This window comes from Pseudomonas sp. GL_139_B (assembly GCF_057834475.1).
Window position 1 is genome coordinate 2,914,375 of the sequence record NZ_CM174403.1, and the last position, 13,829, is coordinate 2,928,203.

Annotated in this window: 11 protein-coding genes and 1 pseudogene; 6 read left to right on the forward strand and 6 right to left on the reverse strand. The window is 58.2% G+C overall.

What is annotated here, in order from left to right; all coding sequences use genetic code 11:
* Window positions 1-106 precede the first annotated feature (106 nt).
* Window positions 107-1,006, forward strand: coding sequence for a zeta toxin family protein (locus tag AC3ISI_RS13355; RefSeq protein ID WP_489337378.1), 900 nt, complete (start codon window positions 107-109; stop codon window positions 1,004-1,006).
* Here AC3ISI_RS13355 and AC3ISI_RS13360 read toward each other — a convergent pair.
* On the reverse strand, window positions 987-1,739 hold the full coding sequence (locus AC3ISI_RS13360) for a DJ-1/PfpI family protein (protein ID WP_489337379.1): 753 nt from the start codon (window positions 1,737-1,739) through the stop codon (window positions 987-989). The genes AC3ISI_RS13355 and AC3ISI_RS13360 overlap by 20 nt on opposite strands.
* 147 nt (window positions 1,740-1,886) lie before the next feature.
* Here AC3ISI_RS13360 and AC3ISI_RS13365 point away from each other — a divergent pair, with 147 nt between their 5' ends.
* The gene (locus AC3ISI_RS13365; RefSeq protein ID WP_489337380.1) at window positions 1,887-3,809 is read left to right on the forward strand and encodes a hybrid sensor histidine kinase/response regulator; all 1,923 of its coding nucleotides are present in this window, start codon (window positions 1,887-1,889) and stop codon (window positions 3,807-3,809) included.
* Between the two features lie 79 nt (window positions 3,810-3,888).
* Here AC3ISI_RS13365 and AC3ISI_RS13370 read toward each other — a convergent pair whose 3' ends face one another.
* From AC3ISI_RS13370 to AC3ISI_RS13390, 5 genes and pseudogenes are all read right to left on the reverse strand, one after another.
* Complete coding sequence (locus AC3ISI_RS13370; protein ID WP_489337381.1) at window positions 3,889-4,365, reverse strand: PA2171 family ribosome-binding persister protein; 477 nt, start codon at window positions 4,363-4,365, stop codon at window positions 3,889-3,891.
* A gap of 276 nt (window positions 4,366-4,641) precedes the next feature.
* On the reverse strand, window positions 4,642-4,938 hold the full coding sequence (locus AC3ISI_RS13375; RefSeq protein ID WP_489337709.1) for a hypothetical protein: 297 nt from the start codon (window positions 4,936-4,938) through the stop codon (window positions 4,642-4,644).
* A 130-nt stretch (window positions 4,939-5,068) separates the two neighbouring features.
* Window positions 5,069-6,406, reverse strand: coding sequence for a cation:proton antiporter (locus tag AC3ISI_RS13380; protein WP_489337382.1), 1,338 nt, complete (start codon window positions 6,404-6,406; stop codon window positions 5,069-5,071).
* Window positions 6,407-6,423: 17 nt separating this feature from the next.
* A pseudogene (locus AC3ISI_RS13385) lies at window positions 6,424-6,522 on the reverse strand (NAD(P)-dependent oxidoreductase); the annotation flags it as partial.
* A gap of 222 nt (window positions 6,523-6,744) precedes the next feature.
* Window positions 6,745-7,899, reverse strand: coding sequence for a MalY/PatB family protein (locus tag AC3ISI_RS13390; RefSeq protein ID WP_489337383.1), 1,155 nt, complete (start codon window positions 7,897-7,899; stop codon window positions 6,745-6,747).
* A 307-nt stretch (window positions 7,900-8,206) separates the two neighbouring features.
* On the opposite strand from AC3ISI_RS13390, the gene fdnG reads away from it, so the two are divergent.
* From fdnG to fdhE, 4 genes are read left to right on the forward strand one after another with little or no spacing between them, the layout of a single operon-like run.
* Complete coding sequence (gene fdnG / locus AC3ISI_RS13395) at window positions 8,207-11,272, forward strand: formate dehydrogenase-N subunit alpha (protein ID WP_489337384.1); 3,066 nt, start codon at window positions 8,207-8,209, stop codon at window positions 11,270-11,272.
* Window positions 11,273-12,208, forward strand: coding sequence for a formate dehydrogenase subunit beta (gene fdxH / locus AC3ISI_RS13400; RefSeq protein WP_489337385.1), 936 nt, complete (start codon window positions 11,273-11,275; stop codon window positions 12,206-12,208). It begins immediately after the preceding gene.
* Window positions 12,205-12,858 (forward strand): formate dehydrogenase subunit gamma, encoded by a 654-nt coding sequence (locus AC3ISI_RS13405; protein WP_489337386.1) that lies wholly within the window; start codon window positions 12,205-12,207, stop codon window positions 12,856-12,858. The genes fdxH and AC3ISI_RS13405 overlap by 4 nt, the downstream gene beginning before the upstream one ends.
* A gap of 4 nt (window positions 12,859-12,862) precedes the next feature.
* Window positions 12,863-13,789, forward strand: a complete 927-nt coding sequence (gene fdhE, locus AC3ISI_RS13410) for a formate dehydrogenase accessory protein FdhE (RefSeq protein WP_489337387.1) — start codon at window positions 12,863-12,865, stop codon at window positions 13,787-13,789.
* Window positions 13,790-13,829: the final 40 nt, after the last annotated feature.

A 13,829-nucleotide genomic window follows, 5' to 3' on the forward strand; every position in this document is an offset into this window, starting at 1 on the left:
TGACATATCTTGAAAGACACGCCCATTTGAACAAACAGCGAATCACCGCTTTATTCAAAGGGCAGGCAATCACTTTCAAGCGAATCTTTGATAAGGAAATCAGGGTATGTCAGTTGCGCCAAATTACGCTTACACCCCGGAGCAGGTCACTGCCGCATTCAATGAAATCAAAGCGACGTTGTTCCGCGGCATCACCGCCCAGGCAACCCCCAAAATACTGATCGTTGCCGGGCTGCAAGGCTCAGGCAAAACCTATCTACTGGAAAACAGCCTTCTACCTTCCAGCCGCTATCAGAGTTTTGTCCGTCTTTACTTGCCCGAATACCGTCAAAAACACCCCCAGTACGCCGAGATGGTCAAGCTCGGTGTACTGCATGCCTATGAGCACACGGAAGCCTTTGTCCGCGAGGTCAGTACCAAGATCTTCGCCGAAGCCTTCACCCTCAAATACAACATCATTATGGAGTGTGCGTTCGACAGCCTCGATTTCGCCGCCTTTCCACCCCTGGCAACTGCAGCCGGTTATCAGTTCGAGACGCATATCGTCGGCTGCAATCAAGCGTTCGCGCACGTGTCGAGCATCAAAAGAGCCCTCAGCAGCCTGAAAAAACAGCAACTCGAAAGGTTCGTCACCTTGTCGGCGCTGGATACCAGCATGAGTAATGCGCAGGCGATCATCCTGGCCTTTGAAACCGCCTCGAAAGCGGTCAGCGGCTCACAGATCACGGTCTATGAACGCGGGCTCGGCGGGTTGAAAGAGCGGGTTTCGCGCTTCCAGAAGACTTATACAAAAGACCCGGCCGAGATAACCCCTCCAACGGCACCGACCGTTTGCAGCACCTATACCAGCATTATCAATAACCACGTCTACACCCTGAGGGAACGCGACGAGATGGTAAAGACATGCCACTTGGCGTTACTCAAAACCCAGGCACACGCTGCGCTGGTGCCTGACTTCGTCTACAACGACCTGCATGCCTACATCGTCAAATACGTGAACCGATAAGTCGTACCCATTCGGCGGCGAAGCGATGACAGTCTCCCGGCCAGCGAGCGGTTAATAACCGGCCATCACGCACGACAAAGCCTCGTTGTGGCTGGTCCGCTGAATCACGTACGGCGAGAAATCGGCCCCGCAGGAAGTCTGCGGGGCTGGAAAGGGCGGAGGTGACTTCCGCCTCGACGGTCTGCGGATAGGTTCGGTAGTAGCGCCCAAGCCAGGGCGCGGTCATTGCCCAGGCAGGTAATTCCATGGTGTTGGCCACCAGCGCGGTGACTTTGCGACCCCGCAATATAGAAAACCCGGTATCGGGATTCACGGTACGGGCCAGTAACAGAACACCGTGACACACTGCGGCCACTGGTTTGTCTGCGGTGAAAAAGTGCAAGGCAATCCGTTGTGCCTGGGCGGATTCCAGCAGTGTGCGCATGCCCTTGGCATGGCCACCAGGAATCAATAGACCGTCGAACTTGCTCGGGTCGACATCGTCATAGGACAGTGGTTTACGAAATGACGCGTCTTCGACCATCTGTCTATAACTGGCGAGGTCGGGCTTGCGTGTCATCAGCAAAGGGTTAAGCGGACCAAAACCGATATCCACAAGGCGCGAGTCGGCGTAGGCAGGCAAACCCTGTGGTGTGGCAAAACACACCTCGAAGCCGGCCCTGCGCATCGCTTGCCAGGGCACGCTGCTCTCAGTCGGGTCGTAGTCGCAGGTTGGTAACAGAATCAGGATCATGGTGACGCCTTATATCCGCCTGAGATGGCGTTTGGCGTCGAGCATAGGTGTTCTGCTGCCTGCACTCCACTGAACAAGCGTGCTGCGACTTTCCAAACCCACGGTTTGCCGCATACTCCATCAAAACGATAGTCGCGGGTGTAATCGATGAGTAATGTGCCGTCCAAAACCAATTCCATCGAGGAGATGCGCTTTCGCCTGCTGATTGATGCTGTGGTGGATTATGCGATCTACATGATCGATCCGGACGGCATCATCACCAGCTGGAACTCTGGCGCCCGGCGATTCAAAGGCTACGAGGAAGCAGAGATTCTCGGTCAGCACTTCTCGCGGTTTTATACCGAGCAGGACCGCATGGCTGGTTTGCCGCAGCGTGCGCTGGATACTGCGATCAGGGAAGGGCGTTTCGAGGGCGAAGGCTGGCGGGTGCGCAAGGACGGCACGCATTTCTGGTCGCACGTGGTCATCGATCCGATTATTGATCCGTCGGGCAAGCTACTGGGGTTTGCCAAGATCACCCGAGATCTCACCGACCGCAAGATGGCCGAGGAAACCCTCAAGCAAAGCGAGCAGCAGTTTCGCCTGCTGGTGCAAAGCGTCACCGATTACGCCATTTATATGCTGTCCCCTGAAGGACGACTGACTAACTGGAATCCCGGTGCTCAACGCATCAAGGGCTATAGACCGGAAGAGGTCATCGGTCAGCATTTTTCTATTTTCTACACCCCTGAAGACCGGGCCGCCGGTGAACCTCAACGGGCATTGGAGACGGCGACACGTGAGGGGCGATTCGAAAACAAGGCTTGGCGCGTGCGCAAGGACGGTACACGGTTTTTTGCCCACGTCGTGGTAGACCCGATCTGGGGCGAAACCGGCACGCTTTTGGGTTTTGCCAAGATTACCCGTGACATCACCGAGGCGACCCTGGCCCAGCAAGACCTTGAGCGAACTCGCGAGGCGTTGTTCCAGGCGCAGAAAATGCAGGCCATCGGGCAACTCAGCGGCGGGATCGCACACGACTTCAACAATTTGCTGACGGTGATCCTCGGCAATCTGGAAATCGTGCGCAAACGGATAGGGGACGATCCGAAACTGACCCGTCTCATCGACAATGCCCGCCAAGGCGCCTTGCGCGGTGTGTCCCTGACTCAGCGCATGCTGGCCTTTGCCAGACGTCAGGAACTCAAGTTCGAGTCCGTGGAAATTCCCGCGCTGATTGAAGGCATCAGTGGCTTGTTACGCAGTTCCCTCGGGCCTTCAGTGATCCTCGAAACGCACTTTTCAGCAGAACTTGAGCGGGTCATGGCTGACGTCAACCAGCTCGAACTGGCCGTTTTGAACCTCGTCACCAATGCCCGGGATGCCATGCCCGATGGCGGTGAAATTGTCATCACCGCCAGGAACGCTGAACCGGGCGATCAAAAAGCGTTATCCCTGAAGGAAGGCTCTTATGTCTGCCTGAGCGTTACCGATACGGGCGAAGGGATGAATGAGGAAACGCTCGCGTCGGCGATGGACCCGTTTTTCACCACCAAAGGGGTCGGAAAAGGCACAGGACTGGGGCTGTCGATGGTGCATGGTTTTATTGAACAACTGGGTGGGCGGTTCATACTCAAGAGCCGCAAAGACACAGGCACCACCGCTGAACTGTGGATCCCGGTCGCCACCCACGCGTCAGATAGCAGGCCCGTCATCGAAGAACAACAACCAACGTCTCCGACGCAGCTGTGTGTGCTGGTGGTGGATGACGACAGCCTGGTGTTAACCAGTACCGGGCTGTTGCTGGAGGATCTGGGGCATCGGGTAATCGCTGCGATGTCCGGTGCGAAAGCGCTTGAGCTGTTCGAGAGCGAGCCGCACATCGACCTGATGATCACCGACATGGCCATGCCACACATGAATGGCGCGCAATTGGCACAGGCCATCCGGCTGAAGAAACCCGACCTGCCGATCATCCTTGCCACCGGTTATGCCGAACGCCTGGAAGGTTTCGCGACCATGCTCCCGCGCTTATCCAAACCGTATACCCAACTCAGTCTGGTGGAGGTCATTGCCCTGGCCATGAAGTAATGCGGGTGAATGTTTATGAATCTGAACCTGCAAAAGGCCCGGCAAAAGCCGGGCCTCTTGTTAAGTGGTATTTCCAGGATCAAGCAGCGAGATTACCGTCGCTCATTTCCTTTTTGTACTGAGCCTTCAACGTTTCCATCTGCGCGCCCAATTCTTCAAGGGTCGCTTTGCCCAGCAACTTTTTCGCCTGGGGGAACATCTCCGTTTCCTCCTCCTCGATGTGGTGCTCCAGCAGTTCCTTGACCACTTTGACTCGACCTGCAAACTCCGGGGTGGAAGGGTCGGTGACTTTCAGGTCCGGCAGCACCAGTGAGTCCACGGTGCGGTGCTCTTCCTTGGCTTCGTAATACATCACGTCCTGCTCCTTGCCACCGGCCTTTTTGTAAGCAGGATAAAGGACTTCTTCCTCTAGTCGTGTATGAATGCTGATTTCCATTTCCAGCTTGGCCAACAACTCTGTGCGTTTTTTAACACCGCGTTCAGTGGATTCGCTCAATTGGCTAAGGATGCCCTTTACACGTTCGTGGTCAGCTTTCAACAGATCGATGGCGTTCATGGTCAGGTCTCTCAAGTCATTACAGTGGGGGCGCGAACGGTCTCAGTGGCCGATAGTCGCTTGAGTGAAGTGAGCAGGAGTCGTGCCGTCTTTTGATTGGGTTTTTAATCAAAACAAATCAAACAGTTAATCAGCTTGATGGCTAACTGCGCTCATGCAGGCTGCATGAGTCCGACATTTGGCTCATGCAGTTCGCGGTGCAGCGTGCGCAACTCAGAAATACCGTTATCTTGCAGTGATAAAGAAGCCCGGCAATCGCCGGGCTACTTTTTACGCTCAGGCTCGATGTGCAAGCTGCTGGCGCAACTGATGAGCGTTGCTAACGGACAGGGGAATTGGTGGAAAATCCTCGTTGAGCAAGCGCAGATGCTCAATCGCTTCCTGAAACTTCAAATCAGCTTTGCGGCGCAGTACTTGATAACGATCAAACAACTCCACATCCAGATCGCCTCCCTCAAGCATTTCGAAAGCACATCGGCTCAGGTTCTGGGCCTCTTCGAACATCTGACGGTTACGTTCCAGGGCCAATGCCCGGCAGGCTTTGATTTGATCAGGGGAGGAACATTGGATCATGACCGGCACCTTTGTCTTTTCTGGGTCCCTTTAAATAGGCGTCGTTGCCACAGTGGAACCGAACCTGTCGGACCCTGCGATGCACAACAACGCGGGGTTAAAGATGTGACTTCGGGGTGAAATGAGGAATTCAAATTTTTTTCAGGCGCTCGTAGCGGGCGAGGGTTGGTTGGGTGGTGATCCCGTGAATCAAGATACTCAACGCGACCACCGACAATGTCAGGTCGGTACACAGCGAGGCCACCGACTGACCGAGCCCATGGTTCAAGGCGTAAAACAGGTAATAAAGACTACCGATACCACGGATACCGAACCAGCCAATCAATGCGCGCTGATGCCAGTCAAGCAAGCGGCCCCACGGCATGACCCCAACACTCAGCGGCCGGATCAGGCAAAACAGCACGCCACCAATGGGCAGGGCGCGCCAATCCCAGTGGGCGATCAGCACCACGCCCAGAAGCGTCACCAGAAACACCTCCATGGCCCGTTCCACGAGGCCGCCGAAGGCGAGCATGTCACTCATCATGATGCCTGCCGCGACCTGGCCGTCCTCAAGATGGTCGGTGTTGCCACGCACGGCATGTTGCGGCTCGACGTTCTGATGACCCACCACTGGCTGGACCAAGTGCTCGGCGGGCTCTAACGACTCGCCGGCCGTCTTGACCTCGGCCTGACGCAAGCCGAGGCCGGCAGCGAAAACCGAGAGAAATCCATAGGCATGAATGAATTCGGCCCCGACATAGGCCAGGGCAATCAAGGCGAGGGCGAGGTAATCATTCGGGGATAGCGTGCTGTCTTCGTTGTGGATACGCAGCGTCAACGTCACGCGCCCGATACCACGTCCCATCCAGTAACCCGTCAGCAATCCGGCGGGAACGGCCCAGAGCAGACTTTTAAGCGCCCAGTCGACCACCCAACCGGGATCGCCATCATGTTGCAACAAGAGTAATCCGAAAATCACGAATGGAAACGCGATGCCATCGTTGAGCCCGGCCTCGCCCGACAGCCCGAAGCGCACACGGTCGTCGTCCCGCGCGTCGTTGACTTGCACCAGGGCGGCGAGTACCGGGTCGGTCGGTGCCAGCACCGAGCTGATCAATACCGACGCTCCCCATGACACGCCGAAACCGTAGTGCAACAGCAAACAAACACCGCCAATGGTCAAGACCATCACTGGTCCGGCCAGCCCGAATGCGATACGCCACGTCTTGTCTTTGAGCGGTAAACGTAATTTCAGCCCGCAGACAAACAAAGAAAAAAGCACCGCAACTTCCGTCAGGTGCTCCATCCAGTCAGCAGCGTCGTTGGTGTTCAACTTCAACAAGCCCATCGCGCCCGGCCCAATCGCAGCACCCAGCACCAGGCACACCGCCGACGTGGTCACCGGCATCCAGCGCAGGTACGACGACGTCAATGCCAGCGTCAGCAGCACGGCACCCAGCACCGCCACCCATAGGATGAAGCTCATGTCTTGACTTGCCGGGCAGACTGCACGCCGCAATCAGGGACAGGCTCGATTTTCCGCTGGGAGCCAGGGACGGGCTGATGTTGTTTGGGGAAGGGTGGTTTGGGATAGTCAGTCATCATCAATCTCCACCAACAAGACAATCGGGTCAAAGGGTTGACCCTGAGGTTTTGTCTTGAGTTCGGTTGGATTTGAGATGCCGACACCATTCAAATCACACACAAATCTCCCGGTAGGAGCGGGCTTGCCCGCGAAGGCGGCGCATGAGTCAACATCAATGTCGACTGGAACACCGCGTTCGCGAGCAAGCTCGCTTCTACAGGGGAAACTGGTTGTGTTTGTCAGGCCTTGCGGTTGAGCAAACTGCGCTCCATCCGCGCAATGCCTTCTTCAAGCAACACTCGTGGGCAGCCGAAATTCAGGCGCACGAATTGCCGGGCGTCATCGCCGAAATCCAGGCCGGGGCTCAAACCGACTTTGGCCTGTTCCAAGAAGAACTGCTGCGGGTTGTCCAGCCCCAGCGCCGAGCAATCCAGCCACGCCAGGTAGGTGCTTTGCGGCACGTTCATGGTGACGCCCGGCAGGCGTGTGCGGACGGCGTCGACCAGGTAATCGCGGTTGCTTTGCAGGTAGGCGCTCAGCTCCGCCAGCCATGGCCCGGCTTCGCTGTAGGCGACGCGGGTGGCTAACAGGCCCAGCGGGTTGACGCTGTCGACCATGCCGCAACGAGCGTGGTTGACCTTCTCGCGCAGCTCGCGGTCCTGAATGATCATGAACGAGGTTTTCAGGCCAGCGATGTTGTAGGCCTTGCTCGCCGACATCAGCGTGATCGTATGCCGAGCGATGTCCGGGCTCAGCGTTGCCATCGGAACATGCTTGCGCCCGTCGAAGCACAGCTCGGCGTGGATTTCGTCCGAGATGATCCAGGCACCCTGTTCCAGGCAGATATCGGCAATCGCTTGCAATTCGTCCCGCGGGAAGGCTTTGCCCAGCGGGTTGTGCGGATTGCTCAGCAGCAACGCGCCGCCACCTTGCAGTGACTGGCTAAGGCTGGCGAGCGGTGTGGTGTACGTACCGTCAGTCTGTTCATCGAAATTCAGTTCGACCTTGTTCAGGCCCCAGTGGCCTGGTGCGTGGCGCAATGGCGGATAGTTGGGCACCTGCACCACGACGTTCTGTTGCGGCTGGACCAGCGCCTTGAGCGCCATGTTGAAGCCCGACTCGACTCCCGGCAAAAAGATCAGCTCTTGCGATTCGACGCGCCAGGCGTATTTGTTCCAGAGGTCGGCGACGATCGCTTCGCGTAAGTCATCCGGGGCCACGCTGTAGCCGACCATCGGGTGTTCCAGGCGTTTTTGCAGGGCCTGGATGATCATCGGCGGCGCGGCAAAATCCATGTCGGCCACCCACATCGGCAGCACGTCGGCCGGGTAGCGGCTCCATTTGGTGCTACCGGTGTTATGGCGGTCGAACACCTGATCAAAATCGAAAGTCATGCGCGGTCTCGTAACAGCGGGTGGGTGATGCCGGCCATGATAATCGCCAATCCCTGTGGGAGCGAGCCTGCTCGCGATGACTATGAATGGTTTGCACAACACCCCCCTAATGAAATGGCTACCCCCGCCGCTCCTACAATGACCGTGCCGATTGAAGCAGATGCGAGCAAACGTCCGACGGTCGGTTTTCACACAGGGCAAGCCTGCATTGACTAGAGTTTCAAGTGTCGGCAGTCCGTCTGCCGCCACCGTGATTGCTTAGAAAGTCCGGCCAAATCCCGGATTTCCACCTGATCAGGAGTGCACGATGGACCTCAGCCGTCGTCAGTTCTTCAAAGTCGCTGGTATCGGCCTTGCAGGCTCGAGCTTGGGCGCGTTGGGCATGGCCCCCACGCTTGCCTTCGCCGAGCAGGTGCGCCACTTCAAGCTTGCCGCCACCCATGAAACCCGTAACACCTGCCCGTATTGCTCGGTGGGTTGCGGTGTGATCATGTACAGCCAGGGCGATGCCGCCAAGAATGTCGCGCAAAACATCATCCATCTCGAAGGTGACGCCGACCACCCGGTCAACCGCGGCACCCTTTGCCCCAAAGGCGCGGGCCTGCTGGATTTCATTCACAGCCCCGATCGCCTGCAATACCCGCAGGTCCGCAAGCCAGGCAGCAGCGAATGGACGCGTATCTCCTGGGATGAAGCGCTGGATCGCGTCGCCGACCTGATGAAGGCCGACCGCGACGCCAATTTCATCGAGAAGAATGCCCAGGGCCAAACGGTGAACCGCTGGCTCACCACCGGTTTCCTCGCAGCATCGGCGGCGTCCAACGAAGCGGGCTACATCACCCACAAGGTCATTCGCAGTCTCGGCATTCTGGGGTTTGATAACCAGGCGCGTGTCTGACACGGCCCGACGGTGGCAAGTCTTGCCCCGACGTACGGCCGTGGTGCCATGACCAATACCTGGACCGATATCGCCAACGCGAATCTGGTTCTGGTGATGGGCGGCAACGCAGCAGAAGCGCACCCGTGCGGTTTCAAATGGGTGACGGAAGCCAAGGTGCACAACAACGCGCGATTGATCGTGGTCGACCCGCGTTTTACCCGCACCGCCTCGGTGGCCGACTATTACGCGCCGATTCGCACCGGCACCGACATCGCCTTCATGGGTGGGCTGATCAATTACTTGCTGACCGAGGACAAAATCCAGCACGAATACGTGCGCAACTACACCGACGTGTCGTTCATCGTCAAAGCCGGGTATGGCTTCGAGGACGGGATTTTCAGCGGTTATGACGCGGCCAAGCGCACCTACACCGATAAGTCCGGCTGGGGCTATGAGCTCGGTGAAGACGGCTTTGTCAAAGTCGACCCGACCCTGCAAGACCCACGGTGCGTCTATCAATTGATGAAGCACCATTACAGCCGTTACAACATTGACCTGGCGAGCCAGATTTGCGGCATGCCAGTCGATGCCATGCAAAAAATCTGGGATGAAATCGCCACGTGCTCGGTACCGGGCAAGACCATGACCATCCTCTATGCACTGGGCTGGACCCAGCACTCGATCGGCTCGCAGATCATCCGTAGCGCGGCAATGGTGCAATTGCTGCTGGGCAACGTCGGCATGCCGGGCGGGGGCGTGAATGCCTTGCGCGGTCACTCCAATATCCAGGGCCTGACTGACCTCGGGTTACTGTCCAACTCGCTGCCGGGTTACCTCACATTGCCGGGCGACGCCGAGCAGGACTACGCCGCCTATATCACCAAGCGCACGCAAAAACCGTTGCGCCCGGGGCAGTTGTCCTACTGGCAGAACTACAGCAAGTTCCACGTCAGCCTGATGAAAGCCTGGTATGGCGGCAATGCCACGGCCGAGAACAATTGGGCCTACGAATACTTGCCGAAATTGGACATTCCCAACTACGACATCCTCAAAGTGTTCGACATGATGGGCCAGGGCAAGGTCAACGGCTATATGTGCCAAGGCTTCAACCCCATCGCAGCGTTGCCCGATAAAAACCGGGTGATGGCGGCACTGGCCAAACTCAAATGGCTGGTGGTGATGGACCCGCTGGCCACCGAAACTTCAGAGTTCTGGCGCAATGTCGGGCCGTACAACGATGTGAAAAGCGCCGACATCCAAACCGAAGTGATTCGCCTGCCCACCACCTGTTTTGCCGAGGAAGACGGCTCGCTGGTCAACAGTAGCCGCTGGCTGCAATGGCACTGGAAAGGCGCCGACGGCCCGGGTGAAGCGCAAACCGACATTCGGATCATGGCAGAGCTGTTTCTGCGTTTGCGTCAGCGCTATCAGGCGCAGGGTGGCGCTTATCCCGACCCGATCCTCAAACTGTCGTGGCAGTACAAGATTGCCGACGAACCCTCGCCGGAAGAACTGGCCAAGGAAATCAACGGCTACGCCACCACTGACTTCACCGATGCCACGGGGGCGGCGATCAAGGGTAATGCGCAATTGGCTGCGTTCAGTCAGCTCAAGGATGACGGCAGCACCGCGTCCGGCTGCTGGATTTTCTGCGGCAGCTGGACTGAGTCCGGTAATCAGATGGCCCGTCGCGATAACAGCGACCCGTGGGGCATGCACCAACAACAGGGATGGGCGTGGGCCTGGCCGGCGAACCGACGCATTCTCTACAACCGCGCGTCTGCAGACCTGAAAGGTAACCCGTGGGATCCGAAAAAACGCCTGGTGTGGTGGAACGGCAAAGTCTGGGGCGGCACCGATGTGCCTGACTACAAGGCCGACGTGCCGCCGGAAGCGGGGATGAATCCGTTCATCATGAACCCCGAAGGCGTGGCGCGGTTCTTCGCCGTCGACAAGATGAACGAAGGCCCGTTTCCTGAGCATTACGAGCCGTTCGAGACGCCCATCGGTATCAATCCGCTGCACCCGGACAACAAAAAAGCCACCAGCAACCCGGCAGCGCGGATCTTCGATTCGGTGTGGGATTCCCTTGGTGTGGCCAAGGATTACCCGTACGCGGGCACCAGCTACCGATTGACCGAGCATTTCCACTTCTGGACCAAGCACTGCAAGCTCAACGCGATTACCCAGCCGCAGCAGTTCGTCGAAATCGGCGAGGTGCTGGCCAAGGAGAAAGGCATCGTCGCCGGCGATCGCGTGCGCGTCAGTTGCAAGCGCGGGCACATTGAAGCGGTGGCGGTGGTGACCAAGCGGATTCGACCATTGCAGGTCAACGGCCAGGTAGTGCACCAGATCGGTATCCCGTTGCACTGGGGGTTTACCGGTCTCACGCGCCACGGATATCTGACCAACACGCTGGTGCCGTTTCTCGGCGATGGCAACACGCAGACTCCGGAATCCAAATCATTTTTGGTCAATGTGGAGAAAGTCTAAATGGCCAGCCAAGACATCATTGCCCGGTCGGCCACCACGACTCCGTCGCCTTCGGTGCGCAATCAGGAGGAAGTGGCCAAGCTGATCGACACCACCAAGTGCATCGGCTGCAAGGCGTGCCAAGTCGCCTGCTCGGAATGGAACGAACTGCGCGACGAAGTCGGCCACAACCTTGGCACCTACACCAACCCACAAGACCTGAGCGCAGAAACCTGGACACTGATGCGCTTCACCGAGCATGAAAACGATGCCGGCAACCTCGAATGGCTGATTCGCAAGGACGGTTGCATGCATTGCGCCGAACCCGGTTGCCTGGCGGCGTGCCCGAGTCCGGGGGCGATCGTCAAGCTCGCCAATGGCATTGTCGACTTCAACCAGGACCACTGCATTGGCTGCGGCTATTGCATCACCGGCTGCCCGTTCAACATTCCGCGGATCTCGCAAAAGGATCACAAGGCTTATAAATGCACGTTGTGTTCGGATCGGGTCGAATACGGGCTGGAACCGGCCTGCGTGAAAACCTGCCCGACCGGGGCGATTGTGTTTGGCACCAAGGAAGACATGAAAGAACACGCCGCCGAACGGATCGTCGATCTGAAAAGCCGGGGTTTTGAAAACGCCGGCCTGTACGACCCGGCCGGTGTCGGCGGAACGCACGTGATGTACGTGCTGCACCACGCGGACACGCCGCAGCTGTACGCCGGGCTGGCGAAAGATCCGGCGATCAGTCCGCTGGTAGGGTTGTGGAAAGGCGTGAGCAAACCGTTAGGCCTGTTGGCCATGGGCCTGGCGGTGCTGGCCGGGTTCTTCCATTACGTGCGCATCGGGCCGCAGGTGGTCGAAGAGGACGAACATCCCCCAGGCAAGGACCCGGCCGTGCATGAGGTTGATCCATCGGTTCATACCTATGATCCGCGGCGGGAGGACAGGCCATGAGCAACAAAACGATCCTGCGCTACACCACCGGCCAGCGCACCAATCACTGGCTGGTGGCGATCCTGTTTTTCATGGCGGCACTCTCCGGGTTGGCGCTGTTTCATCCGGCGTTGTTCTGGCTCAGCAATCTGTTTGGCGGTGGCCCGTGGACACGTATCCTGCACCCGTTCTTGGGCGTGGTGATGTTCGTGCTGTTCCTTGGATTGGTGCTGCGTTTCTGGCGAGCGAATTTTTTCATTACCAATGATCGCTTGTGGCTGAAGCGAGTCGGGCGGGTGATTAAAAACGAAGAGGAGGGCGTGCCGCCCGTTGGCAAGTACAACCCCGGACAGAAGCTGCTGTTCTGGACCTTGCTGGCCTGCATGCTGGTGCTGCTGTTCAGCGGACTGGTGATCTGGCGCGCGTATTTCAGCGCTTTTTTTGGCATCACCGCGATACGTTGGGCGATGCTGCTGCATGCGTTGGCCGGGTTTGTGCTGGTGCTGAGCATTATCGTGCACATCTACGCCGGGATCTGGATCAAGGGCTCGGTCAGCGCCATGCTGCATGGCTGGGTCAGCCGCGCCTGGGCAAAAAAACACCATGAACTCTGGTACCGCGAAGTGACCCGCGACGAGCACCCCGACCGGCCGATCAGTAAAAAAGGATAAGCACTTGCCGACCATTCTTGAGCCTGGAGAGATTGAAGCGGCGGCGAGTTCACCGCCGTTTCTGTACCTGCCGCCGCATAACCTGTTCACCTTGCGCGCATTACGGCTGGAGCGGTTGGCCGAGGCGCATCCGTTGGCCGATTACCTGCGCCTGGTGGCCGGCCTGTGTCACGTGCAGCAGCAATTGATGGACGATCCGCCCATTGCCACCCTGCCTGATCCCGAGCGAATCAAGTTATGCCAAGAGCACGGCCTGCCACCGCTTGCCGCCGACAGTCTGGTGCGCGAGGGGCATTGGTTGCCGTACCTCGACGCCTTGTTGCAACGCTACCGACCTGCGCCGCAATCAGCGGTAGAACAAGCCCTGACGACATTGCGCAGTACCGACGCCGGGCAACGCAAAGCCTGGGCGGTGGCGTTGGTCAGCGGCCAATTCACGCTGCTGCCCGCGGCGCTGGTGCCGTTTCTCGGCGCCGCGTTGCAAGCGGCCTGGAGTCACTGGTTGCTGAACACGCCGGACCTTGCACTGAAACCTGGTGACAGCCTCAGCCAATGCCCGGCCTGCGGTTCGCCGGCGATGGCTGGCGTGATTCGCCACCGTGGCAAACACAACGGGTTGCGTTATCTGGTGTGTTCGTTGTGTGCCTGCGAATGGCATGTGGTGCGGGTCAAATGCGTGTATTGCGAACAAAGCAAAGGCCTGGAATACATCAGTCTCGACGACGACCGCCACGCCGCCAATCAGGCGCCGTTGCGCGCCGAAACCTGTCCGGGCTGTCGCAGTTACCTGAAACTGCTTTACCTGGAAAACGACGCCGAGGCCGAAGCGCTGTCGGCGGACTTGGCCAGCCTGATGCTCGACATGCGTCTGGAACAGGAAGGCTACCTGCGGCCGGCACCCAATCTGCTGCTGGCACCCGGGGGTGACTGAACGCATCTACACTCAGGCGCGACGGTCAATCGTTTCCAGG

What these genes read in the sequence shown, in the direction of transcription:
- AC3ISI_RS13355 (WP_489337378.1), top strand. Translation starts at nt 107, where the DNA reads ATGTCAGTTGCGCCAAATTACGCTTACACCCCGGAGCAGGTCACTGCC.
- AC3ISI_RS13405 (WP_489337386.1), top strand. Translation starts at nt 12,205, where the DNA reads ATGAGCAACAAAACGATCCTGCGCTACACCACCGGCCAGCGCACCAAT.
- AC3ISI_RS13360 (WP_489337379.1), bottom strand. Translation starts at nt 1,739, where the DNA reads ATGATCCTGATTCTGTTACCAACCTGCGACTACGACCCGACTGAGAGC.
- AC3ISI_RS13380 (WP_489337382.1), bottom strand. Translation starts at nt 6,406, where the DNA reads ATGAGCTTCATCCTATGGGTGGCGGTGCTGGGTGCCGTGCTGCTGACG.
- AC3ISI_RS13375 (WP_489337709.1), bottom strand. Translation starts at nt 4,938, where the DNA reads ATGATCCAATGTTCCTCCCCTGATCAAATCAAAGCCTGCCGGGCATTG.
- AC3ISI_RS13390 (WP_489337383.1), bottom strand. Translation starts at nt 7,899, where the DNA reads ATGACTTTCGATTTTGATCAGGTGTTCGACCGCCATAACACCGGTAGC.
- AC3ISI_RS13365 (WP_489337380.1), top strand. Translation starts at nt 1,887, where the DNA reads ATGAGTAATGTGCCGTCCAAAACCAATTCCATCGAGGAGATGCGCTTT.
- fdxH (WP_489337385.1), top strand. Translation starts at nt 11,273, where the DNA reads ATGGCCAGCCAAGACATCATTGCCCGGTCGGCCACCACGACTCCGTCG.
- AC3ISI_RS13370 (WP_489337381.1), bottom strand. Translation starts at nt 4,365, where the DNA reads ATGAACGCCATCGATCTGTTGAAAGCTGACCACGAACGTGTAAAGGGC.